Source organism: Hoeflea sp. YIM 152468 (assembly GCF_029210485.1).
Lineage (GTDB): Bacteria > Pseudomonadota > Alphaproteobacteria > Rhizobiales > Rhizobiaceae > Hoeflea.
Map to the genome: position 1 here is coordinate 84,530 of NZ_JARGET010000013.1, position 25,613 is coordinate 110,142.

General features: G+C 60.6%; 24 protein-coding genes and 1 riboswitch. Of the genes, 8 read left to right on the top strand and 16 right to left on the bottom strand.

From position 1 onward, the window contains the following. The first annotated feature begins 15 nt into the window (after positions 1 to 15). Complete coding sequence (gene dxr / locus PZ897_RS07890) at positions 16 to 1,203, top strand: 1-deoxy-D-xylulose-5-phosphate reductoisomerase (protein WP_275751456.1); 1,188 nt, start codon at positions 16 to 18, stop codon at positions 1,201 to 1,203. Positions 1,204 to 1,321: 118 nt separating this feature from the next. Here the strand turns inward: dxr and PZ897_RS07895 are convergent, their stop codons facing one another. The 3 genes from PZ897_RS07895 to PZ897_RS07905 form a co-directional block, all read right to left on the bottom strand. Beyond that, positions 1,322 to 2,122 (bottom strand): xanthine dehydrogenase family protein subunit M, encoded by an 801-nt coding sequence (locus tag PZ897_RS07895; protein WP_275751458.1) that lies wholly within the window; start codon positions 2,120 to 2,122, stop codon positions 1,322 to 1,324. A gap of 18 nt (positions 2,123 to 2,140) precedes the next feature. Then, the gene (locus tag PZ897_RS07900) at positions 2,141 to 4,489 is read right to left on the bottom strand and encodes a xanthine dehydrogenase family protein molybdopterin-binding subunit (RefSeq protein ID WP_275751459.1); all 2,349 of its coding nucleotides are present in this window, start codon (positions 4,487 to 4,489) and stop codon (positions 2,141 to 2,143) included. Positions 4,490 to 4,671: 182 nt separating this feature from the next. Continuing rightward, on the bottom strand, positions 4,672 to 5,163 hold the full coding sequence (locus PZ897_RS07905; protein WP_275751460.1) for a (2Fe-2S)-binding protein: 492 nt from the start codon (positions 5,161 to 5,163) through the stop codon (positions 4,672 to 4,674). A gap of 537 nt (positions 5,164 to 5,700) precedes the next feature. On the opposite strand from PZ897_RS07905, the gene PZ897_RS07910 reads away from it, so the two are divergent. The 4 genes from PZ897_RS07910 to PZ897_RS07925 all read left to right on the top strand — a co-directional run bounded on the left by PZ897_RS07910 (position 5,701) and on the right by PZ897_RS07925 (position 9,965). Then, the gene (locus tag PZ897_RS07910; RefSeq protein ID WP_275751462.1) at positions 5,701 to 6,750 is read left to right on the top strand and encodes a TRAP transporter substrate-binding protein; all 1,050 of its coding nucleotides are present in this window, start codon (positions 5,701 to 5,703) and stop codon (positions 6,748 to 6,750) included. 77 nt (positions 6,751 to 6,827) lie between these two features. Continuing rightward, complete coding sequence (locus PZ897_RS07915) at positions 6,828 to 8,123, top strand: flavin-dependent oxidoreductase (protein WP_275751464.1); 1,296 nt, start codon at positions 6,828 to 6,830, stop codon at positions 8,121 to 8,123. Further along, positions 8,116 to 8,646: a TRAP transporter small permease gene (locus PZ897_RS07920; RefSeq protein WP_275751466.1), complete on the top strand. Its 531-nt coding sequence runs from the start codon at positions 8,116 to 8,118 to the stop codon at positions 8,644 to 8,646. Before PZ897_RS07915 ends, PZ897_RS07920 begins: the two co-directional genes overlap by 8 nt. Next, positions 8,643 to 9,965, top strand: coding sequence for a TRAP transporter large permease (locus tag PZ897_RS07925; protein WP_275751467.1), 1,323 nt, complete (start codon positions 8,643 to 8,645; stop codon positions 9,963 to 9,965). The genes PZ897_RS07920 and PZ897_RS07925 overlap by 4 nt, the downstream gene beginning before the upstream one ends. A gap of 142 nt (positions 9,966 to 10,107) precedes the next feature. Here PZ897_RS07925 and PZ897_RS07930 read toward each other — a convergent pair whose 3' ends face one another. The 4 genes from PZ897_RS07930 to PZ897_RS07945 are packed head-to-tail and all read right to left on the bottom strand — an operon-like array spanning position 10,108 to position 13,540. Continuing rightward, complete coding sequence (locus PZ897_RS07930; protein ID WP_275751469.1) at positions 10,108 to 11,112, bottom strand: Ldh family oxidoreductase; 1,005 nt, start codon at positions 11,110 to 11,112, stop codon at positions 10,108 to 10,110. Continuing rightward, positions 11,109 to 12,041 carry a hydroxyacid dehydrogenase gene (locus PZ897_RS07935; RefSeq protein WP_275751471.1) on the bottom strand — a complete coding sequence of 311 codons (933 nt, stop codon included), beginning with the start codon at positions 12,039 to 12,041 and terminating at the stop codon, positions 11,109 to 11,111. Before PZ897_RS07935 ends, PZ897_RS07930 begins: the two co-directional genes overlap by 4 nt. Before the next feature lie 19 nt (positions 12,042 to 12,060). Beyond that, entirely contained in the window at positions 12,061 to 13,242 is a 1,182-nt protein-coding gene (locus tag PZ897_RS07940) for a UxaA family hydrolase (RefSeq protein ID WP_275751473.1), read from the bottom strand. 10 nt (positions 13,243 to 13,252) lie between these two features. Continuing rightward, the gene (locus PZ897_RS07945) at positions 13,253 to 13,540 is read right to left on the bottom strand and encodes a UxaA family hydrolase (protein ID WP_275751474.1); all 288 of its coding nucleotides are present in this window, start codon (positions 13,538 to 13,540) and stop codon (positions 13,253 to 13,255) included. A 105-nt stretch (positions 13,541 to 13,645) separates the two neighbouring features. Here PZ897_RS07945 and PZ897_RS07950 point away from each other — a divergent pair, with 105 nt between their 5' ends. Beyond that, entirely contained in the window at positions 13,646 to 14,407 is a 762-nt protein-coding gene (locus PZ897_RS07950) for a GntR family transcriptional regulator (RefSeq protein ID WP_275751475.1), read from the top strand. 214 nt (positions 14,408 to 14,621) lie between these two features. Next, the gene (locus tag PZ897_RS07955) at positions 14,622 to 15,203 is read left to right on the top strand and encodes a histidine phosphatase family protein (RefSeq protein WP_275751476.1); all 582 of its coding nucleotides are present in this window, start codon (positions 14,622 to 14,624) and stop codon (positions 15,201 to 15,203) included. A 132-nt stretch (positions 15,204 to 15,335) separates the two neighbouring features. Here PZ897_RS07955 and PZ897_RS07960 read toward each other — a convergent pair whose 3' ends face one another. From PZ897_RS07960 to PZ897_RS07995, 8 genes are all read right to left on the bottom strand, one after another. Next, entirely contained in the window at positions 15,336 to 16,241 is a 906-nt protein-coding gene (locus tag PZ897_RS07960) for a PfkB family carbohydrate kinase (RefSeq protein WP_275751477.1), read from the bottom strand. 137 nt (positions 16,242 to 16,378) lie between these two features. Next, on the bottom strand, positions 16,379 to 17,389 hold the full coding sequence (locus tag PZ897_RS07965) for an aldose epimerase family protein (protein ID WP_275751478.1): 1,011 nt from the start codon (positions 17,387 to 17,389) through the stop codon (positions 16,379 to 16,381). A 179-nt stretch (positions 17,390 to 17,568) separates the two neighbouring features. Next, positions 17,569 to 18,750, bottom strand: a complete 1,182-nt coding sequence (locus PZ897_RS07970; RefSeq protein ID WP_275751479.1) for a VWA domain-containing protein — start codon at positions 18,748 to 18,750, stop codon at positions 17,569 to 17,571. Between the two features lie 42 nt (positions 18,751 to 18,792). After that, positions 18,793 to 19,296: a hypothetical protein gene (locus PZ897_RS07975; RefSeq protein ID WP_275751480.1), complete on the bottom strand. Its 504-nt coding sequence runs from the start codon at positions 19,294 to 19,296 to the stop codon at positions 18,793 to 18,795. Between the two features lie 186 nt (positions 19,297 to 19,482). After that, a complete protein-coding gene (locus PZ897_RS07980; protein WP_275751481.1) occupies positions 19,483 to 19,947 on the bottom strand; it encodes a GNAT family N-acetyltransferase in 465 nt (154 codons plus the stop codon). Then, the gene (metA, locus tag PZ897_RS07985) at positions 19,944 to 20,891 is read right to left on the bottom strand and encodes a homoserine O-succinyltransferase (protein WP_275751482.1); all 948 of its coding nucleotides are present in this window, start codon (positions 20,889 to 20,891) and stop codon (positions 19,944 to 19,946) included. The genes PZ897_RS07980 and metA overlap by 4 nt, the downstream gene beginning before the upstream one ends. 58 nt (positions 20,892 to 20,949) lie before the next feature. Next, a riboswitch (SAM riboswitch) is annotated at positions 20,950 to 21,027 on the bottom strand. 109 nt (positions 21,028 to 21,136) lie between these two features. Further along, a complete protein-coding gene (locus PZ897_RS07990; protein WP_275751483.1) occupies positions 21,137 to 22,318 on the bottom strand; it encodes a diguanylate cyclase in 1,182 nt (393 codons plus the stop codon). Between the two features lie 75 nt (positions 22,319 to 22,393). Next, complete coding sequence (locus PZ897_RS07995; protein WP_275751484.1) at positions 22,394 to 23,236, bottom strand: MoxR family ATPase; 843 nt, start codon at positions 23,234 to 23,236, stop codon at positions 22,394 to 22,396. A 166-nt stretch (positions 23,237 to 23,402) separates the two neighbouring features. Between PZ897_RS07995 and PZ897_RS08000 the strand changes: the two genes are divergently transcribed. Then, a complete protein-coding gene (locus tag PZ897_RS08000) occupies positions 23,403 to 23,777 on the top strand; it encodes a hypothetical protein (RefSeq protein WP_275751485.1) in 375 nt (124 codons plus the stop codon). A 1-nt stretch (position 23,778) separates the two neighbouring features. Here PZ897_RS08000 and PZ897_RS08005 read toward each other — a convergent pair whose 3' ends face one another. Further along, complete coding sequence (locus PZ897_RS08005) at positions 23,779 to 25,611, bottom strand: ABC-F family ATP-binding cassette domain-containing protein (protein WP_275751486.1); 1,833 nt, start codon at positions 25,609 to 25,611, stop codon at positions 23,779 to 23,781. Positions 25,612 to 25,613: the final 2 nt, after the last annotated feature.

Here is a 25,613-nt window from a genome sequence, read left to right on the forward strand (position 1 = left end):
CACAATGGTGTTTTCATGAGCAATGCTCCGACAACAAACCGGCGCCGTATCTCCATACTCGGCGCCACAGGCTCGATCGGATGCAACACTCTTGATGTCATGGCCCATCTCGGTGGCCGGGAGGTCTTCGAGGTGCCCGCCATTACCGGGAAGGGCAACATCAAGCGTCTGGTCGAGCAGGCAAAGCAGACCGGCGCGGCTTTCGCTGTCACGGCGGATCCGGATCGTTACGCCGAGCTCAAATCGGCGCTTGCGGGAACGGGCATCGAGGCCGGCGCCGGACCCACGGCGCTGATCGAGGCCGGCGCCCGCGACACCGATCTGCTGATTGCCGGCATTGTCGGTATCGCCGGACTGGAGCCGACGCTGGCAGCCGTGGCCGGCGGTGCGGACATCGGGCTTGCCAACAAGGAATGCCTGGTCTCCGCCGGCGACCTGTTTACTGCGGCCATCACCCGAGGCGGCGGCAAACTGCTGCCGGTAGACAGCGAGCACAACGCCATTTTCCAGGTGCTGGAGGAAAACCAGCACCACGCTGTTGATCGAATCATCCTGACCGCGTCCGGCGGTCCGTTCCGCGATTTCACCCGCGCCCGGATGGCTGCGGTTACACCGGAAACGGCGGCGGCGCACCCGAATTACTCCATGGGCCTCAAGATCTCCATCGACAGCGCATCGATGTTCAACAAGGCTCTCGAGATGATCGAGGCCCGCCACCTGTTCGGCATCAGGCCGGACCAGATCGAGGTTGTCATCCATCCGCAATCGGTCATCCATTCCATGGTCGGCTATTGCGACGGCTCGGTTCTTGCCCAGCTCGGCGTTCCGGACATGCGCCATGCGATCGGCTATGCGATCTCCCATCCCCGCCGCGCGAGCCTGCCGGTCGAGCGGCTTGATTTCGCCAAGCTGGCACGGCTCGATTTCTTCGCCCCCGACGAGGAGCGGTTCCCCGCCCTGACGCTCGCCCGCATCGCCATGCAGCGCGGTGGCCTGCAAGGCGCCATTCTCAATGGCGCCAAGGAAATCGCACTCGAAGCCTTTATCGCCGGCCGGATCGGCTTCCTCGTCATGGCCGATATTGTTGCCGCGGTGATGGACAGGCTCGACGATGGCCGCGTTGCCCGGTCAATCGACGATGTCTACGCGACGGATCGGGACGCGCGGGCCGTCGCGGCGTCGCTGCTGCGCAAATCTGCTTGATCGTTTCCCTTGGGCCTGAACCAGACCGGCCCGCAGAATGGTTTTAGTCAACCATGCAGCACCCTCGGGCGGATCGAAAGATCCGCCCGAGGGTGCATTGGTGATGCCTTGAGCCGGATCAGCCCGCGGCGGTGACCGCCCGCTTGGCCATGACCTTGACCAGATTGGCGCGATAGGCCGACGAAGCATGAATGTCCGCCATCAGATCGGAATCGTCGACGGCGACGCCGCTCAGCGCCTCGGCCGAGAAGTTCTGAGCCAAGGCCTGCTCCATGGCTTGATGCCGGAACACACCATCCGAGCCCGCTCCGGTGACCGCGACGCGGACCGAACCGTCCCCGTGTTTGGCGACAAACACCCCTGTCATGGCATAGCGCGAGGCCGGGTTTGGAAACTTGGCATAGCCGCATTTCGCCGGCGCCGTGATTTCCACGGCCACCACCAGCTCTCCGTCGTCAAGCGCGGTTTCGAACATGCCGGTGAAAAAATCGTCGGCGCTGATCGAGCGCGTGTTGGTAACGATCGTGGCATTGAGCGCCATCAGGCCAGCGGGATAATCCGCCGCCGGGTCATTGTTGGCGATCGAGCCGCCAATGGTGCCCATGTGCCGCACATGCGGGTCGCCGATATGGGCGGCAAGATGCGCCAGCCCCGGACAGGCCTTTGCAATCTCCGAAGAGCCCGCCACTTCCGCATGCGTCGTCGCAGCACCGATGCGGATCGAGCCGTCGCTCACCGAAATGCCTTTCATCGCGGCGACATGGCGAAGGTCGACGAGATCAGAAGGAGCAGCCAGCCGCTGCTTCATGGTCGGCAGCAGTGTCTGCCCGCCGGAGAGGAACCTGGCTTCATCCGAAGTCGAGACCAGATTGACGGCGTCCTCGACCGAGGAGGCGCGGTGATAATTGGTTGCATACATGATGTCTGCCTCCCTTTTCTATTGTGCTGACCGGAGCGCTGCCCAGACCCTTTGCGGGGTCGCAGGCATTGCCAGGTCGTTGTTGCCGATTGCGTCTGTAATGGCGTTGATGACCGCCGGAGGAGCGCCAATGGCGCCAGCCTCGCCGCAGCCCTTGATCCCGAGCGGATTTGTCGTCGCCGGTGTCACCGTATTGGACACAGTGTAGCCCGGCAGATCGTCGGCTCGCGGCATGGTGTAATCCATGTAGCTTGCCGTCAGCAGTTGCCCGGTCTCCGGATCATAATGCGTGCCCTCCAGCAACGCCTGGCCAATGCCTTGCGCGACGCCGCCATGCACCTGCCCCTCGACAACCATCGGGTTGATGATGTTGCCGAAATCGTCGGCAGCCACGAACTGGACGATTTCGGTCTTGCCGGTTTCCGGATCAACCTCGACCTCGCAGATGTGACAACCGGCCGGGAAGGAGAAGTTGGTCGGATCAAAGAAAGCCCCCTCTTTCAGCCCCGGCTCCATACCGTCCGGCAGGTTGTGAGCGGTGTAGGCGTTGAGCGACACTTCGTGCCATCCGAGCGCCTTGTCGGTGCCCGCAACCTTGACCTGCCCACCCTCGATGACGATGTCGGCTTCATCGGCCTCCATCAGATGGGCAGCGATCTTCTTGGCCTTGGCCTCGACTTTGTCGAGCGCCTTGACCACTGCCGACATGCCGACTGCCCCCGAGCGCGAGCCGTAGGTGCCCATGCCCATCTGCACCTTGTCGGTGTCGCCATGAACAATGGAAACACTGTCGATCCCGACGCCGAACCGCTGCGCCACAAGCTGGGCGAAGGTGGTTTCGTGCCCCTGTCCATGACTGTGCGATCCGGTCAGCACTTCGATCGTACCAACCGCATTGACCCGGACCTCCGCCGATTCCCACAGCCCCACGCCAGCGCCAAGCGATCCCACTGCCGCCGATGGAGCGATACCGCAGGCCTCGATGTAACTGCTCATGCCGATGCCGCGTTTCATCCCGCGGGCTTCGGCTTCCGCCTTGCGGCCGGGAAAGCCATTGTAATCGGCAGCAGTCATTGCCGCGTCCAGCGAGGCTTCGTAGTTGCCGGAATCGTAACAAAGGATAACCGGCGTCTGGTAGGGAAACTCGCGGATATAGTTCTTGCGGCGCAATTCGGCCGGTGAGATGCCGAGCTCGCGCGCTGCCGTCTCGACCACCCGTTCCAGAGCAAAGGTCGTTTCCGGCCGCCCGGCGCCACGATAGGCGTCGACGGGCGCGGTGTTGGTGTAAACCGTGCGCATGTTGCAGTGGATCGCCGGAATGACATATTGCCCCGAATACAGGATCGCGTGCAGAAAGGTCGGCACCACGGAGGAAAACAGCGACATATAGGCGCCCAGATTGGCGATCGTGTCGGCTTTCACCGCCAGCATCTTGTTGTCAGCATCGAATGCCATCTGGATCGTCGTCACATGGTCACGGCCATGCGCGTCGGTCAGGAAACTTTCCGTGCGGTCGGCAACCCATTTGACCGGAACGCCGGTCTTCTTTGACGCCCACAGACAGACGATTTCTTCCGGATAGATGTAGATCTTCGAGCCGAAGCCGCCGCCGACATCGGGTGCGATCACCCGCAGCTTGTTTTCGGGGGCAACATTGTAAAAAGCGCTCATCACCAGCCGCGCCACATGCGGGTTCTGCGAGGTGGTCCAGCAGGTGTAGTGATCTTCGCCTTCGTCATAATGGCCGAGCGCAGCCCGCGGCTCCATGGCGTTGGGCACAAGCCGGTTGTTGACCAGGTCGAGCCGGGTGACGTGAGCGGCGCCGGCAATCGCAGCATCGACCGCGGCACTGTCGCCGATCTCCCAGTCGTAGATCAGATTTCCGGGCGCATTGTCATGGATCAGCGGCGCGCCATCCTTCAACGCGTCGACGGCTTCGGTAACCGCTGGCAATACATCGTAATCGACGATGACTGCCTCGGCAGCATCGCGTGCCTGGGCCTTGGTGTCTGCGACAACAACCGCGACCGCGTCTCCGACATAGCGGACTTTGGTCTGCGCCAAAGGACGCCAGTCGCCCATGTTCATCGGCGAACCGTCCTTGGAGTGGATCATCCAGCCGCAGATCAGCGAGCCGATTCCGTCACTGGCCAGTTCGTCTCCGGCCAGAACCCCGATCACACCCGGCATTTTCATCGCCGTCGATGTGTCAATATTCCTGATGCTCGCATGCGCATGCGGCGAACGAACGAAATGGGCATGCTTCATGCCCGGAACCACCATGTCGTCGGTGTATCGTCCCTTGCCGGTGATGAAACGTTTGTCTTCCTTGCGCTCCACGCGGGCGCCGATGCCTTCCATTCCCATGTCTCAAACTCCTCCGGTTGAGTGCTGGAGAAAAGCCGTTGCGGGGTGTTTCGGCAGGATCGCCGGAGTCGGAAACAGTGTTCAAGCCGGTTTGCCTATCCCGCTTGCTCATTTCAGATCACTGGCACCAATCCCGTCTGCTCAAAGTCCGCCGCCTTTCGCCATTGCCTGTTCAGGCCTGTCTATTCAGCGGCAACTCTCGCCCCGTCGCCCATTTTGGACGCGGCGTCGAGAATGGCCTTGACGATATTGTGGTAGCCGGTGCAGCGGCAGATATTGCCTTCCAGCTCCGCGCGAACGGTCTTTTCGTCGAGCTGCCCGCCATAACGGTTGATCATGTCGACAGCCGACATGATCATGCCGGGTGTGCAAAAACCGCACTGCAGACCGTGATGTTCACGAAACGCCGCCTGAACCGGGTGCAGGTCTCCGCCGGAAGCCAGGCCTTCTATGGTCATGACCTCCGAGCCGTTGGCTTGTGCAGCCAACATCGTGCAGGATTTGACCGCCTTGCCGTCCACATGCACGACACAAGCGCCGCACTGGGACGTGTCGCAACCGACATGAGTTCCGGTCAGGCCGAGATTTTCCCGGATGAACTGAACCAGAAGTGTCCGGTCCTCGCATTGGCCGGAAACGGTTCGCCCGTTCACCGTCATTGATACAGTCGTCATCTCATTCCTCCCTTGCGTGTCAGGCCTCCACCTACCTTCATCCATCATTTCCGATTTTGCAAAAGGATCAACTGCCAAATCTGGAATAATGCGCCGCTTCGGCACAAACAGCGGTCAAAGCCGGTCACCCGGCTTGTCTGCATTGGGCCGAAGCCAGGCCGCCGCACGGGTGACACGGAAGCTTTCTGTCACGCGGCGCAGCAAACTGGGGGTCCCGGCGGGGTCGGCTTCACCGCTCGATCGACGCGCAAGGCTACAACAAACTGGTTGTCAGCTCGCGGGTTTGCTTTTATAGATTGACCAATCGGTCGGTTAATTCGATAGGAAGTCCGCTGACAGGGGTGTGAGGGCGGCCCGTCCGCGAACCTTGTTCAACCCATCGTGTATCGGCTTTCAACATGATCGATCCTGCCAAGTCCGGGTTTCGTGGCGATCAAGTGCGAGATATGCAAGTGGCACTAGGCAGTTACAAATTAATCCCCTAGTTTTCGGGGAAGTCGCGGCTTAGAATCCGCAAAATTAATCTGGGAGGGTCCAATGTTAAAACGTAATTTCTTGAAATCCGCAGCGATTGCTGCACTCGCAGTTTCCGCCTTTGGCGCATCGTCGGTCAGCGCTCTTGCTCAGGAAGTCACACTGCGCATGCACCAGTTTCTGCCTGCGCAGGCCAGTGTGCCGGCTGGCATTCTCATTCCGTGGGCTGAAAAGATTGGCACCGACTCGGGCGGACGCATCAAGGTCGAGGTGTTCTCCTCAATGTCGCTCGGCGGCACGCCGCCGCAGCTGATGGACCAGGCACGCGATGGCGTGGTCGACATTGTCTGGACTCTTCCCGGTTATACGCCTGGCCGTTTCCCCAGTGTCGAAGTGTTTGAACTTCCTTTCATGATGACCAACGCGGAAGCCACGTCGCGCGCCTATTGGGAATTGTTCAAGTCCGACATGGAAACCACCGAATTCAAAGGCGTCAAGATTCTCGGCACCTGGGTTCATGGTCCCGGCGTCATTCATGCCAAGGGCGACGGTGTGCGCAAGCTGGAGGACATGGAAGGCAAGAAGATGCGCGGCCCAACCCGCGTGATCAACAGCTTGCTTGCTGAACTCGGCGCCGAGCCGGTTGGCATGCCGGTGCCGGCAATTCCGGAAGCCCTCTCCAAGGGCGTCATTGACGGCACCGTGATCCCGTGGGAAGTTACCCCGGCACTCAGAATTGCGGAACTTGTCGATACGCACACCGAATTCTCGGGTGACCACGCGCTTTACACCGCAGCCTTCGTTCTGGCCATGAACCAGGCCAAGTATGACAGCCTGCCCGACGACCTCAAGAAGGTCATCGACGACAACTCCGGTCTGGAATTCTCCGGCTATGCAGGCCTGACCCAGGCCGGCTTCGACGCACCAAGCCGCAAGATTGCCGAGGCCACGGACAACGTCTTCTTGGAGCTTGATGCAACAGAAGTGGCACGCTGGAAAGATGTCGCCGAGAAGGTCCGCGATGACTGGTTCGAGGAAATGGAATCAAAGGGTATCGACGGTGAGGCACTCTTCGCCAAGGCGCAGGAACTGATCACCAAGCATACCAAATAAGTCGACAGCTTTTAGAATGCCGGCGGGGATAGCCGGTTCCAGCTAACCCTGCCGGAACCATATTGCGGGTTTCGACCATGACCTTACTTGTTGCAGGCGCCGGCATTGCCGGGCTGACCTTTGCACTCACCTGCCATCAGATTGGCCTTCGGGTTAAGCTGTTCGAGCAGGTCGATGAAATCCGCCCGCTCGGAGTCGGCATCAACCTTCAGCCACATGCGATCCGCGAGTTGACCGAGCTTGGCCTGGAAGGCGAACTCGAAGCCATCGGCATCCGCACCCGCGAAGTTGCCTATTTTTCCAAGCATGGCCGGCCGATCTGGTCCGAGGCGCGCGGGCTCGAGGCGGGCTATGACTGGCCGCAATGGTCGGTCCACCGCGGCAAGCTGCAACTCATGCTGATGCAGGCCGTGCGCGCCAGGCTTGGTCCTGGCGCTATCGAAACCGGCTGGAAGGCCACCGGCTATTCGCAGGACGCCGAAGGGCCAACCCTGCATCTTGAAAATCGCAAGGGTCAGACCAGAACGGAACGCGGCCATGTGCTGGTCGCAGCCGACGGAATTCATTCGGCAATCCGCGCACAGATGAACCCCGAAGAAGGCTCGCCCATCTGGGGCGGGGCCGTGCTGTGGCGCGCAACCAGCCGTGCCAAGCCGTTCCTGACCGGCGCCACCATGGCCATGGTCGGCCATGAATGGCAAAAGTTCGTGACCTATCCGATCTCGGAAGCAGATCCCGGATCAGGCCTCGCCGACATCAACTGGGTGGCCGAAATCAAGAAGGCGCCCGATGCAGCCTGGAACCGCGAGGACTGGAACCGCCCTGGCGATGTGGCCGATTTTCTTCCCGCGTTCAAAAACTGGAAGTTTGACTGGCTCGACATTCCCGCGCTGATCGGAACTGCCGAACAGATTTATGAGTATCCCATGGTCGACCGAAATCCGCTCGACAGCTGGACGGACGGAGCCGTCACGCTGATGGGCGACGCGGCCCATCCAATGTACCCGATCGGCTCAAACGGAGCGTCCCAGGCAATCCTTGATGCGCGCATTCTGGGCCGGAATCTGGTCAGATCAGGGCTGTCCCCGGCTGCTCTAATCGCCTATGAAGACGAACGTCGGCCGGCGACCAGCAAGATCGTCGTCGCCAACCGAGGAAACGGACCGGACCAGATCATGCAAGTTGTCGAAGACAAATGCCAGGGGATGTTTGACGCCATCACCGATATTATGAGCGCTGAGGACCTCGCCGATCATGCCGCCCGTTACAAGGCTCTGGCCGGGTTCGATCTCCAAACACTCAACGCGCGTCCGCCGTTGATCTCGCAAAATGATCGTGTTGGCGGTGGCATCGGGAATGCAGCTCATGTTTGAGCGCACAGACCGTCTGATGCGGTCGTTTGCCGCCCTGCTGGCCATTCTGGGCGGGCTGGCGCTGATCGCGGTCATACTGGCCACCGTGACCTCGATCACCGGACGTGCACTGCTCTGGATCGGGCTGGGTCCGATCCGCGGGGATTTCGAGCTTGTCGAACTGGGCACCGGCTTTGCCGTCTTCTCGTTTCTGCCCTGGGTACAGATAAACCGCCAACACGCCTCCGTGGAAATCATCACCATGCATATGAGTGACGGCATCAACCGGCTTATCGATCTGGTTGCCGATCTGCTGATGGTTGCCATTGCGCTTCTGCTGACCTGGAAGCATTGGCAAGGGACCCTCGACAAATTCGCCTATGGCGAAACCACATTCATCATCCAGTATCCGCTCTGGTGGGCCTATGCATCCGGCCTGGTCGGCGCGATCGGTTTTGTCGTCATCAGTTTTTGGTGTCTGGTTCTGAGCGTAAAAGCGCTTGTCACAGGCCGTGATCAGGCCCAAGGAGAGATAGTCCGTTGAGCAATATAGACATTGCACTTCTCTCCTTTCCGGTTCTGCTGCTGTTGATTTTCCTGCGCATTCCGATCGGACTTGCCATGCTGATCACCGGCATTGGCGGCAGCTATTTCATCAACGGCTCGTTCCTGATGATTTTCGCCCAGCTCAAGAACCTGACCTGGGGCACGTTTTCCAGCTACTCTCTGTCCATCATTCCGTTGTTTTTGCTGATGGGCCAGTTCGCCACCCTGGGTGGCATGTCCCAGGCCCTGTTCAAGGCGGCCGAGACCTGGATGGGGCACAAGAAGGGTGGCGTCGCCATGGCGGCGGTTGGTGCCTGCGCCGGCTTTGGCGCTATCTGCGGCTCATCACTGGCCACCGCCGCGACCATGGGCCAGGTCGCCCTGCCCGAACTCAAGCGTTACGGCTATTCCGGTGAGCTCGCCACCGGCGCACTGGCCGCCGGCGGCACGCTCGGCATTCTGATTCCGCCGTCGGTGATCCTCGTCATCTATGCCATTCTGACCGAACAGAACATCGCCAAACTGTTTGTTGCCGCCTTCATCCCGGGCATTCTGGCGGCGATCGGCTATATGATCGCCATTGCCATCTATGTCCGGCTGAAGCCGGGCTCTGCCGGAAGCCGGCAACGCGCGTCCTATTCCGAGCGGTTCCGCAGCCTGATCGCGGTCGGGCCGGTTCTCATCGTCTTCATCGCCGTCGTCGGTGGCATCTACGGCGGCATTTTCACCCCGACCGAAGCCGCCGCCATCGGCGCGTTCGGCACCGGCGTCATTGCACTGTTCAATCGCGGGCTGAACCGGTCGACCTTGGTGACCTCCATTCTCGCCACTGCCAGCGCCACCGGCATGATCTTTCTCATCGTCTTTGGCGCCGGGGTCTACAATGCATTTCTGGCGCTGAGCCAATTGCCCCAGACCGCTGCCGCCTATGTCGGCAACCAGGACTTCAATCCTTGGCTGATCATGGTTGTGGTGCTGCTGCTCTATCTCGTCTTCGGCTGCATCATGGACTCGCTCTCGATGATCCTGCTCACCGTGCCGATTTTCTTCCCGATCATGGCGGCGCTGGATTTCGGCCTGACGCCCGAGGAATTCGCGCTCTGGTTCGGCATCATCGTTCTGATCGTGGTCGAGGTCGGGTTGATAACACCACCGGTGGGCATGAATCTGTTTGTCATCAATTCCATGGCAAAGGACACGCCTCTCTCAGCCACCTATCGAGGCGTGTTTCCGTTCGTGCTCACTGACATCGTCCGCGTCGCCATCCTGACCATGTTCCCGGCCATCACGCTTGTTGCTGTCAGGTTGCTTTACTGAACCCGCCGCAACGAAATTCGGGCCCTCATGCGCATGCATGTCACGCAAAACTGTGCAGCGGTTTTGCGGCAACGACATGCGTAAACAAGGAGCCTAAGGCGCGTCACCCGGAACCGGTTTGATGCGGCGCGTTTTAGCGGTCTCAGAGACCGATGCCGCGAATGGACTCTGCCAGGTCTGCCTCCACCGGGATCCCGTTCTCGACATAACCGGCGCGGATCTGCTGCCGACGGCGGCCTGGCAGCCGCGCGCCTTCGGTGCCTGCCACCATCCCGGCCATCAACGCCATTCGCTCAGCCCCCCCTGGCCCGAAGGCATCGGGATCGATGGCGATGATCGCCTGACCGGTCCCCGGAGGGTCGCCCTTGTCATCGAAATAGGATGTGGCCTGCCAGGCGTAATTGGCGCCCGTCAGCCCCGCACACAGCAGCTCCACCATCAGCGCCAGAGCTGTGCCTTTGGCATCTCCCAGCGGGATCATCGTACCGGCAAGCGCTGCCTTGGCATCGGTCGTCGGGTTGCCGTCAAGATCCAGCGCCCAACCTTCCGGAATTGCCTCGTTCTTCTGTGCCGCAGCCATGATCTTGCCGCGCGCCACCTTCGACAGCGAAATGTCGATCACCACCGGGGCGCCATCAGACAGCGGCGCCGCAAAGGCAATCGGATCGGTCCCGAACAGCGCCCGGTTGCCGCCCCATGGCGCCATCGCCGCCGGTGCATTGGCGACCATCAGCGCGGCAATACCACGCTCGGCCAGCGCCTCGACAATCACTCCCGCCACACCACAATGATGCGACCGGCGGATACCGGCGATGGCAATCCCTTGCGCTTTTGCGGCATCGGGCAGCCAGTCGAGTGCCAGATCGAGTGCCGGATAGGCAAAGCCATTGCCGGCATCGATTGCCAGCGCGCCCGGCCGCAGGGTCTCACCCGTGGGTATGGCCATACCGTCGACCTTTCCCGCCTTTGCCTGCGCCGAATAGGCCGCAACCCGCCTGAGCCCGTGGCCACTCTGCCCGGCCAGTTCGGCCGCCAGCAGCGCCCGCGCCACCGAAGCCGCATTGGCCTCAGACGTGCCGCTACGCCTGAGCGCTGCAACTATCAACGCGGTGACGGCATCGGGCGTCATTGTCACCATGTCGCTCATGTCTTGCTCCCCAGCGCTTCCAGCACTTTCTCGGCGATCAGATGACTGACCCGCAGATTGGATTCGTCGGTAACGCCGGCGATATGCGGTGTCAGCACCAGATTGCCGAGACCCTTGAACTTTGCGCCGGCTTCCTTGGTCAGCGGCTCGGCTTCGAACACGTCGAGCGCGGCTCCACCCAGCGCGCCCGCCTTCAACGCGTCTGCGAGCGCCGGTTCATCGACGAGACCGCCCCGCGCTGCATTGATGAGGATTGCATCCGACTTCATGCTCGACAACGCCCTGGCGTCAATCATGTACCGGGTCGCTTCCGTCAGCGGCGTATGCAGCGAGACCACATCACCAAGTTCCAGCACTGCATCGAGCGAGACATTGCGGGCGATCTGCCAGCCAGGATGATCGGCCAACAGATAGGGATCGCAGGCGACAACGTGCATGCCCAACATATGCGCCCGCCAGGCGACTTCGCGTGCAATCGAGCCATAGCCGACAAGACCGATGGTCTTGCCGGCGAGTTCGCGCCCCATCAGCGACTGGCGCGGCCAGCCACCCGCCGCGACCTCGGCCGAACGCAGAAACGCACCGCGCAACAGCATCGACGCGGTGGTGATGACATATTCGGCGACCGACAAATCATTGGCTCCGGTGGCCGGAATCACCGGGATCGATCTCGCCCTGCAGGCCGCGACATCGATATTGTCGAGCCCGACGCCCAGCCGTCCCACGACACGCAGTTTCGGCCCCATGCTCAAAACAGATTCGCCCACCTGGGTGCGATTGCGCACGATCAGGGCCCGCGCTGATGTCAGCAGAGAATGCAGTGCCGCCGGATCGTCGACCAGTTCCGGATCATAATGTGTCTCGTAAAGCTGAGCGAGGCGGGCAACCGCCGCCTCGTCCATGAATTCAGTGATGACGATATCAGCCATGATGAACTCGGTCTGTTGGTCAGGCGCTGCGATAGAGTTTCGTCATGGAGAATTCGCGGTGCCCGAGCGCTTCGGCTGCGGTGGCGCGACCGTTGGACGTGCGGATGATCATCTCGATCAGCGCGTCCCCGGCCTCGTCGATGGTCATGTCCCGGCGCAGAATGCCCGAGACGTCGACATCGACATGCTCGCTCATGGTCCTGACCGTGCGCGGGTTGGCGCTGATCTTGATCACCGGCACGATCGGATTGCCGACCACATTTCCCTGACCTGTGGGGAAGGTGTGCACCACATAGCCGCCCGCCGCCATCAGGGTCACGCATTCCGCCGCCGCTGAGGAAGAGTCCATGAAATACAGCCCCTTGCCCGATTGAGGCGCTTCCGCCGGCTCAAGGATGTCGATATATTTCGACGTCCGGCCAATCTTTTCGAGATTGCCCAGCGCCTTTTCCTCGATCGTGGTCAGGCCGCCCTCGATATTGCCCTTGGTCGGCTGGCTGTCGGAGAGATCGTCGGTCTGGTGAGCGAAGATGACGTCGTCCTGATAGGCCTTCCACATCGCATACCAGCGGTCGCCGACCTCATCACTGATGGCGCGGGCCTTGCAGATGTGCTCCGCCCCGGTGATTTCCGAGGTTTCGCCAAAGCAGCCATAGATACCTTCAGGCAGCAGCTTGTCATACATATTGCCCACAGTCGGACAGGAGCCGAGCCCGGTCGTGGTGTCACTCTCGCCGCATTTGGTTGAAATCCACAAGTCCGAGATCGGACATTCCTCGCGCTGCAACTCGGAGGCAAAATGCACGTACTCCTTGGCCACGCGCGAAGCGTCCATGATGGTCTTGAGATCACCATTCTGCTCGATCGAGAAACCGCTCACCGGCTTGCCGGTGGCAGCAATGCCATCGACAATCTTCTTGGTCCAGCCCGGCTCGATGCCGATCACCACCACCGCGGCGACATTCGGGTTGGCGCCGGTGCCGATCATGGTGCGGAAATGCAGATCCAGATCCTCGCCGAACTGCAGCCGGCCATAGGCATGCGGCAAGGCCAGCGTGCCCTTGATGTTGTTGGCGACAGCTTCGCAGGCCGCATTGGAGATATCATCCACCGGCAGGATGATGACGTGATTGCGAACCCCCACCCGGCCGTTTTCGCGACGGTAGCCCTGAAACGTCATGTTGGAATAACTCGTTGCCATGATCGGCCTCCTACCAGCGCTTGGTTTTGAGATTGTGGGTGTGGACATGGGCGCCCTTCTCCACGTCGGCGACGAACTTGCCGATGTCCTCACCGTATTTGATCGCCGTGTCGCCCGAGCCAATGTCCTTGAGCGCGATCTTGTGGCCGATCGGCACATCTGACTTCGACACCAGCTCGAAGCTCGAATTGTCATGCGTGATCACGCACAGCATCTTGGTGCCCGCGGCCAGGCCTTCAACAACAACAACGCCGACATTGTCCGCGTGATCATGAACCAACAAATGAGGGGTGCTCACGAGTGTCCTCCTGGGTAGATAATGTGGACGCTGTCACCTTTTGATGGACAGGTCTTATATAAGATATAAGATATAGCGGACGCAGAATGTCAACCGGGGTTGGACATGGAAAAGAAATTATCAGGGCCGCAAGACGCCGAAAGCCACACCGGAGAGCCGATCGGCTTCAAGCCGCTCTATGCTCAGGTGCGAGAAAGGCTGGTGCGCCGCCTGGTCGACGGCGAATGGTCGCCAGGCATGCTTCTCCCCAGCGAAACGGAACTGGCGCGACAGCTCAAAGTCAGTCAGGGAACGGTGCGCAAGGCGCTCGATTCGATGACCGCGGACAATTTGCTGCTGCGCCGCCAAGGCCGCGGCACCTATGTCGCCGAGCCTGAGGAAAGCCGTATCTTGTTTCAGTTCTTCCGGCTGTCGCCGGACCAGGGCAACCCCAGCTTCCCCGATTCCCGTGTTCTGAGCACCGGACACGCCAAGCCGACCAAGGCCGAGACCGATGCGCTTGATCTGGAGAAAGGCGATAAAGTCTTTCGCATCGAACGTATCCGTTCGCTCTCCGGTCAGCCTATCCTGGTTGAGACCATCACGCTGCCTATCAGCCGCTTTCCCGATTTCGATCACCTGACGATCATCCCCAACAATCTCTACCGGCTCTATTCGGAGCGCTGGGGAATTACCATCGCCAGTGCCGAGGAGCGCCTCAAGGCCATTGCGGCCAGCACCCGCGATGCTGCCAAACTCGGCTGCGATCAGGGCGAGCCGCTGCTGCTCATCAGCCGGCTGGCGCGCGATCTGGAAAAACGCCCAGTCGAACTCAGATGGTCACGCTGCATTTCCCGCGACATTCATTATGCGGTCAATCTGCGCTGATAGCGGCAAGAAAGACCGCCTCGCCGGTTGTGCTGATCGCTCCGCCGATGACGCCAATTCCGCATCCCTGCATCCACCCGCAAAACCATCGGACAAAGCCACTTTGAAGGCCTGGCATGCGGGCGGCGGCGCCGCGATCATCAGAGTTTCACCAGACTTCAACATGCCCCCTTACATCACCCGGTAAAAGCATTAGATTACAGGGATGAGATTGATGTTGAGACGTTGGCCTGCGGCCTTGATTCTTGCGATGGCCATCGTCGCCACTGCCCAGCCCACCAAAGGCTTTGCAACCGAAGCCGCCTGGGCGCGATTGGCGCAAGGCGGTTACACAATACTGCTTGGATACTCGCGCACCCCGGGCGGCGGCGAGCCGCTGAGGCCGGATCTCGGTGATTGCGAAAGCCGAAAAAGCCTGACCGATCGGGGCATCCAGGAATCCCGCCGCATCGGCATGCGCTTTGCCGCCCGCGCGGTGTCGATCAACGCGATCTATGCCGGCGAATTCTGCCGCGCCGTGGAGACGGCTGAACTCGCGTTTGGCCGCAGCAATGTGGAAACCAAGGCCTATCTCAATTCAATTGTCGGCGGCGCCGACCCTGATGAGATCCCGGCCGAGCTGATCACGGCCGTTGAAGAATTCTATGGCGCCGGCAACCTGTTGATGGTCACCCATCCGTTGTTGATCAAGGCCATCGCCGGAACAACGCCGCGCCAGGGTGAAGCCATCATCATCGCGCCGGGAGAAAATCCGGGCGACAAGCCACGTGTTGTCAATCGCCTGCTGCTCGACTGAGCCAGCGCCCGCATCCAGCCAGGATAACAACAGCTCGGGCGCGATCGGGGCCCACGGCGAGAATCGGCCATCGTCATCCTGAGCAATCCGGCCCCATCCGGCAGACAATGTGGGCTCTGGAAGCAGCTCGGCTCAGGCGAACCTGGGAGCCTCTTTCATGAAAGCTTCGGTTTCCGCTGCCGTGGGGTAGCCGTCACGGCCATTGGCCCGCGTGCATTTGATCGCCGCCACCGCATTGGCGAACCGGATTGCGGCGGGCGGCTGCGCTCCCTTGCCCAGCTGGAGCGCAAAGGCGCCATGCCAGACATCACCCGCACCCAGCGTGTCGATCGGGCTGATTGCATACGCAGGCTCGAACCCGGATTGAGTTCCGTGCCGCCAGGTCACCCCCTTTGCGCCATCGGTGACACAGACGAAGGCGCCGGTCTGCGCTGCGACATCGTTGAGCGCCGCGCCAAGATCGTCATGCCCGCCCCAGTCGCGCAGCCCCTGCGCGGAGAAGGCGATATGGCTGGCCAGATGGAGCGCCGCTTCCGCCTCCCGGATTGGCGCCTCTCCATCGAGCACCGCTGGCAGTCCGCGCTCACGTGCCCTTCGCATCAGCACTTCGGCGCCATCCGGCCAGCGCGTATCGGCAAGCGCAGCGTCAAAATCATCCGGCAGGGCTGACGTCAGCCAGCCCGCATCCATCGGCAGCTCGGGATCACGAAAATTGACGATCTGGCGCTCGCCGCACTGATCGATGAAGACCGAAGAAAAGGAAGACCGCCGCCCCTCAAACCGGCGAAGCAAGGCGCAGTCGACACCAGCGGCTTCAAGCCCCGCGGCAATGATGTCGGCCACCTGATCCGAGCCGAGCCGAGTGGCCAGCATCGCATGCCCACCCAGCCGGGCAATGGCCGCAGCGGCATTCGCTGCCCCTCCGCCGCCCGTGATCTCGGCAGCCCGCGCCCGGTATTTCTCCGCCTGTCGCGGCATCTCATCCAGAAAGAAGACAAAATCCACAACAGCGACCCCGGTGGTCACGATCTTGGTCATTGCAAAAACTGATCCCTGACACCGTCCGACCGCGGAATGCCCCCGCCTGCGGTCGACTTTACCAAGCCTGATCCGAGACACAAGACCGATGCGTTACCCCGTAACGGACCTGCGGACCCTATTCGCCGGCCACATCCTCAATTGCGAATGAACACATGCTCGGTGTGCTGGACCCGCTTTTCCCCAGGCAGCAACACGGCGCCCGCAAACCCGGGATGATTGGGACTGTCTGGCCAGCTCTGGGTTTCAAGACAGAACCCGGCACAAGCCGAATAGGGCTTGCCGGCCAGCCCAGGCACCGACGGCATGATCTTGAAGCCGGTGTAGAACTGCAACCCCGCCTCGCTCGAGCGCAGCTCCATGGCGATGCCGGAGTCAATCGAATGCGCAAGGGCAATGGTGCGCACGCCGACACGTTCCGATGACAGGCAGAAATTGTGATCGTAAGCCACCTGACCCTCCGCGCCCGATCGACGGATCGGCCGCATCTCGCGAAAATCGAAATCGCTGCCCTCCACCGCCCTGATCTCGCCGGTCGGTATTTGATGGTCGTTGACCGGAAGATAATGATCGGCGGCAATCATCAGCTCATGATCGAGCACAGTGTCCGAGCCATCAAGGTTGAAATAGCTGTGATGGGCGATGTTGGCCAGGGTCGGCCGGTCCGTGACGCTGGTATAGGTGATCGCCATGCAGCCGCCAGGTCGCAGCTCGTACCGGGCCTCGACTTTCAGGGTTCCCGGATAGCCCGACTGCCCGTCCGGATCGATAATCGAAAACACCGCATGATCGACGCCGTGGCTGTCCAGCGTCCACAATCGCTTGGCTATCCCGGCACTGCCGCCATGCAGGTGGTTGATGCCGTTCTCGTTGAGCTCGAGCTGGTAATCCACGCCATCCAGGCTGAACCGGCCACCGGCAATCCGGTTGGCATGCCGGCCCGGGGTTCCCCCGAAATAGGGGGAATGCGCCGGATAGCTGGCAAAATCGGGAAACCCCAGTGTCAGCGGCGCGTCATGCCCCTCCAGCCTCAGATCCTGCAAGGTCGCCCCCCAGGTCATGATCCTGGCCGTCAGGCCGCCGCCTTCCAGCCGGATCCGGTGCACGGTCTGCCCGTCTGCTGTCTGGCCAAAAGCTTCAATCGCCATGCCGCGTCTCCCGTTGATTCGGTTTCGGATAGTATCGGATCGAGCCTGACAAGATTACAATGCGGCGCAAAATCGCGACAGCGCCGCGCATCCGATCGGATGCGCCAAGGATGCTGTATTTCATTGAATCACGGCATGTGCGGTACCGTCCAACTCAACAGGTTTGAACGCAACCTGCATTAGCGCGTCAGCTGCCGCGTCGCCGCTTCCAGCCCGGACAGCGTCATCGGAAACATCCGGTCGGAAAACAGCTGCCTGATCATCCCGGTGGAGTGGGTATGGGTCCAATACGCCTCCGGTGTCGGATTGAGCCAGGCAACCTTGTGGAAATGATCGAGCACCCGCGTGAGCCAGACCTGCCCCGGCTCCTCGTTCCAGTGCTCCACCGAGCCGCCGCGACTGACGATCTCGTAAGGACTCATCGCCGCATCGCCAACAAAAATCACCCGGTAGTCCGATCCATAGGTGCGCAGCAGCTCTTCCGTCGGCAGCACCTGCTGCCGCCTGTCGTTGTCCCGCCAGACACCTTCATAGAGGCAATTGTGGAAGTAGAAATAATCCATGTGCCGGAATTCCGAACGGGCTGCCGAAAACAGCTCTTCGACCACCTTGACATGATCATCCATCGATCCACCGACATCAAAAAACATCAGCAGCTTGACGGCATTGCGCCGTTCAGGGCGGGTCTTCACATCCAGCCAGCCATGCTCGGCGGTCGCCTGAATGGTGCCCGCCAGGTCGAACTCCTCGGCTGCCCCCTGACGCACCCAGCGCCTGAGCCGTCTCAGCGCAACCTTGATGTTGCGGGTGCCAAGTTCCACTGTGTCATCAAGGTTCTTGAATTCGCGCCTGTCCCAGACCTTGACCGCCCGGCGATGACGGCTGCGATCCTGGCCGATACGAACGCCTTCCGGGTTGTAGCCATAGGCGCCGAACGGCGACGTGCCCGCCGTGCCGATCCATTTTGATCCGCCTTGATGCCGTTCTTGCTGCTCTTCCAGCCGTTGTTTGAGCGTCTCCATCAGCCTGTCAAATCCACCCAGGGATTCAATCAGCTTCTTTTCTTCTCCGGTCAGATGTTTTTCCGCCATCCGCCGCAGCCAATCCTCGGGAAGGTTGCGCGCATCCACCCCGCTTTCCCCGGCCACCGCCGCGACGCCGCGGAAATAGTGCGAGAACACCTTGTCGAAGCGATCGATATGGCGCTCATCCTTCACCAGTGCGGCACGGGCCAGATAATAGAACCCCTCGACATCATAACGGGCCAGACCGGCCTCAAGACCTTGCATCAGGGTGAGGTATTCGCGCAGCGAGACGGGAACCTTGGCTGCTTTGAGCTCTAGAAAAAATGGCAGGAACATGCGCGCGACCTTAGCCGCAACACCGGTCTGTTGCCAACCGGTTTAGCCGCCGGTCAGCTCCGGATTGGGGAAATAGCCAGGACCGATGGTCAGCGGCCTGTCGGGGACGACCGTATCGTCAATCAGGCTGGCAAAGACCTTCTGTCCGGACCAGATCAGGTCGGTGCGGGTATAATCGTAAAGCCGGACCGAGACCCGGTATGGCTTTCCGGCTTTCACCCCTCGCAGGCTTGGTGAGCGCACACCGTAACGGCTGCTGCGCGCATGAAGCCGGGTTTCGACCACCAGCGCCGGCCCGCCGCCGGGGTCCTCGAACTCGGCAATCAGCCAGCACCCGATCGGCAGCGGCTTGAGCACCTGCGCGGTAAAACCGTAAAAAACATCTGCTTCACGGTAATTGTAGATGAAGCCACCACCGGCGATCGCGATGGGCGGCTTCTCCGCCGGGTCGTCACGAAATGCCAGCCCGATCGCGAGCAGAACCAGCACAAGCGCGATGGCTCCCGCAACGATTTTTTCAAATGTCCTGTCTTCGCGTACAGTCATCTCACACGCCGGCGCCGAGGCAATTTCGCATGCAGAACGGCAGTGTGCCACACATTACAGGCTCGCGGAAGCCAGCCGCTCAGCGCGCGTGTTCAGATCATCTCAGGCAGACGCAGCCTGCGCGCGGAGGAGGCCTGCCGCATTCCTTCAAAGCGCTCCACCGCCGCTGTCTGACCTTGTTTGGCCTCAACGGCTGTATTTGACGAAGGGCGTCAGCGTGGCGATCCGGTCATAAAGCTTGCGCGCTTGTGCGTTGAACTCCTGCGTCATCCAGTAGACAGCCGGACAGCCATCCGCATCGGCGCGCGCATAGACCGCTTCAATCAGCGCCCGGCCAAGCCCGGTGCCGCGCACCTCTTCGGCTGCATAGAGATCCTGCAGATAGCAGACATGCTCCACTTTCCAGCCGTGCCGGTGATAGAAATAATGCACCAGACCGACCGGCTTGCCGTCCAGCAGCGCCAGCAATCCGCGTGGCTCGTAAAACGACGCTGCGCCAACGACATGCTCGCCGGTCAGTCGCGCAAACGTTGTCCGGTACACCTCTTCCGGCACGCGCGTTTCATAAAACTCCAGATAATGCGTCCACACCCTGCGCCATTCCGGCTCATCCGCCACGCTGATCGGCCGTATGTCGAATTTTCCGGTCATCCATCTACTCCCCTTGCCGGCCTGGATGCTCGATCCTCACCAACCTCCTCGATGTTGAATGGCGTGGTCTGATAGACCTGATTGATCCAGTTGCCGAACAGGAGAAAGGCATGGCTGCGCCACCGATTTGACGGCTTGTTGTCGGGATTGTCATCGGGGAAATAATTGTGGGGCGGCTTGATCGACATGCCTGCCTTCACGTCGCGGAAGTACTCCTCCGCCAGCGTCCCGGAGTCGTACTCGATGTGATTGAAGATATAGAGCCGGTTGGCGAAAGCCTCATGCAACAGGCACAAGCCGGTCTGGTCGCTTTCCATAAGCACCTCAAAATCCGGCGTCAGGTCTTCGCGACGAACCTCCGTCCAACGCGACACCGACACCTGGAAATCGTCCGAGAACCCCATCAAATATGGCGAGGCCGGATTAAGATTGCGGTGGCGATAGACACCGAAGGCTTTCTCCGGCAGAGCGCGCTTCTGCACGCGGTGGAAATGCCATGCTGCAGCCATCGCGCCCCAACAGACAAAAAAGCTGGAATGGACATGCGTGGTGGTCCAGTCGAGGATATCCTCAAGCTCGCGCCAATAGGTCACGTCCTCAAACGGCAAGGTTTCAATCGGTGCACCGGTGATGATGAACCCGTCAAACTTGCGGTGCTTCACCTCGTCCCAGGTATGGTAGAAATTGATCAGATGCTCTTCGGATGTGTTCTTGGCAGTGTGCGACCCGATCCGCACCAGCGTCAATTCCACCTGGAGCGGGGACGCCCCGATAAGCCGCGCAATCTGTGTTTCCGTGGCGATCTTGTTGGGCATGAGATTGAGAAGGCCGATGTGCAAAGGCCGGATATCCTGCCGCACGGCAACGGATTCATCCAGGATCTGCACACCCTCACGCACCAGCACATTGCGGGCGGGAAGTCCGTCTGGGATTCGGATTGGCATGAGGCTCTGAGCTCCAACAAGAAAACCGGCCGCGAAGACAACACTGCCGGTCCGTTGGGAACACGCCCCGTCGGCCATTTAGCAAGTTGTTTAACGTGGCTGCAAGCCGGCCGGCCAAATCACCACGGCCCCAATTTAGGATCGCAAGGCCATTTGGTCAATCAGTCTAAAGCACGCCGATTTTGCACCACACTGACAACCTCTTCCCCTGCTTGAACGACGGATCATCAGGGTCGGCCGCCAGCCTAGACGATGTGCACCAGGCCGGAATTGCCGGCAGACGGCGCCGCCTCCCGCACCTGATTGCGACCATCGCTCTTTGCCTTGTAAACGGCTGCGTCGACACTTGCCATCGCCGCCTGCAGGTCATCACCCGGATCCAGCCTGCAATAGCCAAAACTCGCCGTTAGCCCGAGACGTCCAGTACTGGTGGGAATTTGCAGCCATTCGACCGCGCTGCGAAGATGTGTCGCCTGAAGCCGGATCGTCTCGTCATTGACACCAGCGACAAGAACGCAGAATTCCTCTCCGCCGAGCCGCGCGCATATCGCGGTATCCGGCGTCTCACGCTCCAGCTGCCTGGCGAATGCGATGAGGGCCCGGTCTCCCATCTCATGCCCGTGGCTGTCATTGACACGTTTGAAGTGATCGATATCGCAAAAGATCAGGCCGGTGGGCAGCGGTGCTGCTGCTGAGCGCAACGCCTGGGCCCTGGCTTCGAATGCACGGCGGTTGAGAAGTCCTGTCAGCGGATCGGTTTCCGCAAGGTGCTTGAGCTTCATCACCAGGGTCACCGAATTGCGGGCAAACAATGCAAGGCCGATCACAATCGCAAATATTGCATTCTCGGTCTGCATTGACGGCGCAAAGTGGGAGTTCTTGAAAACGCTGTGCGCTGTCAGGTCAATCTCAGACAACTGGACCTGAACGATCCTGTTTACCGTCAGCACCGCCTGGATCAGAAAGACCGAAGCGACAATCATGTCGACCCGGTGGCTTCTTGCCTTCCAGACCAGCGCACAGCAGATGAGGTTGACCACAACAGTGAACCCGCTGACAGCCGCAAACCGGAGCCAGAACAGCGGCCCACTGACACTGGCGTAGAGGATGAGGATCCCGGCCAACAGGACCGCAAACCCGAAGCGCCATCGGGGAAAATCCCTTCCGAAAAGCGAGCTTACACCCCAGACCAACAGAAAGTGCCCGCAAAAAAGCGAGGCCAGAATAACCGCCAGCGTTGCGGGCTGAGGCTCGCCGTCGACCTGCATGACCGCGAGATAGCCGGCGAGCGACAGAAAATAGGCTCCAGACAATCTCAGGGCAGGCAGTTGCTTGCGATCATGCAGAAACAGCAACAGAAACGCACTGCCAGCCGCCACGAGGATCACGGGCCCAAGCAATTCATAGGACAGGGTGGCATTCAGCAATAAAATTGCCTCTCGCGATGTTCAGGACAAGCTCACGCTATCAGCCAAACATCGCCAATTGATTACCAGCCCGGACTAACCGCCGCGCTGCCGCGCCAAGAATGCCAGCCTTTCAAACAAATGCACGTCCTGCTCGTTTTTCAGAAGAGCCCCGTGCAGTTTCGGCAATGCATTCCTGGCATCTCCACGCAAAGTTTCCGGCTCCACATCATCGGACACCAGAAGCCGGATCCAGTCGAGCGCCTCGGAAGTCGATGGCTTCTTCTTCAGCCCCGGGGTCTCACGGATCTCGTAGAACTGGTTGAGCGCCTCGCGCACCAGAGCCTGCTTGATGCCAGGATAATGCACATCGACGATTCGCTGCAGGGTTTCCATGTCGGGGAACCGAATGTAGTGAAAGAAACACCGGCGCAAAAACGCATCCGGCAGTTCCTTCTCATTGTTCGAAGTGATGATGACGATCGGCCGCTGCCGGGCCCGGATGGTTTGACCGGTCTCGTAGACAAAGAACTCCATGCGGTCGAGTTCCTGCAGCAAATCATTGGGGAATTCGATGTCTGCCTTGTCGATTTCATCAATCAGCAGCACTGTTTTCCTGTCCGCGTCAAACGCGTCCCAGAGCTTGCCGCGCCGGATGTAGTTGGCGACATCATTGACCCGCTCGTCGCCAAGCTGGCTGTCGCGCAACCGGCTGACTGCGTCATATTCGTAAAGCCCCTGCTGTGCCTTGGTGGTGGATTTGACCGACCACTCGATCAGCTCAAGGCCAAGCGCCTGGGCAATCTGGATGGCAAGCTCGGTTTTTCCTGTGCCGGGCTCGCCTTTGACCAGAAGCGGCCGCTCGAGTCGAATGGCTGCATTCACTGCTACCGTGAGATCCTTTTCCGCCACATAGGCGGATGTGCCTTCAAACTGCATACTTCCTCCATGCGCCACACTCCCGGCGGCTTGGTTTGTTCCTGGTCTCAACATCATACTCGCCCCTCCAACGCAACCCGCGACACTGGTTTGCGCCAGATCAAGGCGGCGCGCCGGCCTGGACCACAGGATGGAATTCCAGCCATCGCATGAATTGGAGAATGACATGACGCTTCACCACATCCACCTGGTCATGGCCCGCAACAAGGAATTTCCCGAAGGCAATCTTCACCGCGGTTATGACATCCATGCGCCGCTGGATGCAGATGGTCATCTCGACAAGCAGGCTTGGGAGAGATCGCCCTCCGCTTCAACTGTCGTGCGCTTCTGGGATGGCGAACGCTCAGAACTGGGTCATCTCGTCCATCAGCCGAAAGGAGGCTGGATTTTCGATTACAATCCCGACGACGACGATGACGACGAAACCGGTTTCCGTCTGTCCAACCACACTTTCAAGACCGGCGAATACATCTCGATTCGCGATCATGGCGAGGATGAACTGCACACCTTCGTCATCGCTTCCGTCACGAAGATCGACTGAGTCAGGCTCCTTCGATTTCCTCGCGCAGCATCTCAAGCTCCAGCCATTCGCCCTCCATCCTCTCGATATCCGATCGAAGCGCATCGTGGGCTTTGGCTCGGGCGGTAAATCCGTCCGGGTCGTTTGAGAACAGCGCCGGGTCCGCCATTTCGGATTCGATTCGGGCCAGCTTGGCCTGTGCTTCCCTGATCTTGCCGGGAAGCGATTCGAGCGCGAATTTCTGCTTGTAGGAGATCTTGCGCGCGGGATCGCGGACAGGTGACCTGGCGCTTGGTGCAGATGCAGCGCGGGCGGTGGCCTCCTGGGCGGAACGCGCCTTTTTCTCCCGCGCCTCGGTGCCACGCTGCGCCATCATGTCGGTGTAGCCGCCGGCATAGGCGATCCAGCGGCCATCGGGAGCCGACGGGTTGGCCGGTGCCAGAGTCGAGGTGACCGTACGATCCAGGAAATCGCGATCATGGCTGACCAGGATCACCGTGCCGGGATAGGAGGCCACGACTTCCTGCAACAGATCCAGGGTTTCCATGTCGAGATCATTTGTCGGCTCGTCCAGGATCAGCAGGTTGGTCGGTCGTGCCAGAATGCGCGCCAGCACCAGCCGCGCCTTCTCACCGCCGGAGAGATTGCGAATCGGCGTCCGGGCCTGCTCGGGCTGGAACAGAAAGTCCTTCATATAGCCGGTGACGTGCTTGGCTTCGCCATTGACAATCAGGCTGTCGCCGCGCCCGTCGGTCAAGTAGTGCGCCAGCGTTTCCTCGGGATTGAGCACTTCCCGGCGCTGGTCCAGCACCGCGATGTCGAGCTTCGAGCCGTGCCGGACAAAACCTGTGTCAGGCTCGAGTTCGCCGATCAGCATCTTGAGAAGCGTCGTCTTGCCGGCGCCATTTGGGCCGATGATGCCGATGCAGTCGCCACGATTGATGCGCATGGAGAAATCCCGCACCACCGGCTCGCTGCCATAACTTTTGCCAATACCTTCGGCTTCGATCACCAGCTTGCCTGATTCACGCCCCTCGGCAACTTGCGCGTTGATCCGTCCCTGGGGTCCCTTGTGACCGCGGTGGTCGGCACGCAGGGTCTTGAGATCGGACAACCGCCGCATGTTGCGCTTGCGCCGGGCGGTCACGCCATAGCGCAGCCAATGCTCTTCGCGTTCGATCTGCCGGCCCAGCTTGTGCTGCTCCAGCTCTTCAGCTTCGAGCACGCTGTCGCGCCAGGCCTCGAAATGGCCAAAGCCGCGATCGAGCCGCAACGACCGGCCACGGTCGAGCCAGATTGTCACCCGGCTGATCCGCTCAAGAAAGCGGCGGTCATGCGAGATCACCAGAATCGCGCTGCGGCTGCGCAGCAACTCCTCTTCCAGCCATTCAATCGTCGGAAGATCGAGATGGTTGGTCGGCTCGTCCAGAAGCAGGATATCCGGTTCCGGCGCCAGCACCCGCGCCAGCCCCGCCCGTCGCGCTTCTCCGCCCGAAAGCGTCTGCGGATCGGCTTCGCCATCCAGTCCCAGATGTTCGAGAAGGTAGGTGACGCGGTGCACATCGTCATTGGGGCCCAGACCGGCTTCGGCATAGGCCTGAACCGTTTCGAAGCCTTCAAAGTCGGGCGCCTGCGGCAAATAGCGGATGGTCGACGACGGATGCCGGAACACCTCGCCCGATTGCGGCTCAACCTGGCCGGAGGCAATCTTCAGCAGCGTCGACTTGCCCGATCCGTTGCGGCCGACAAGACAAATCCGGTCGCCCGGCTCCACCTGCAGTTCAGCGCCGTCGAGCAGCGGCGCGCCGCCAAACGAAAGCAGGATGTCGTCAAGTTTCAAAATGGGGGGTGCCATGT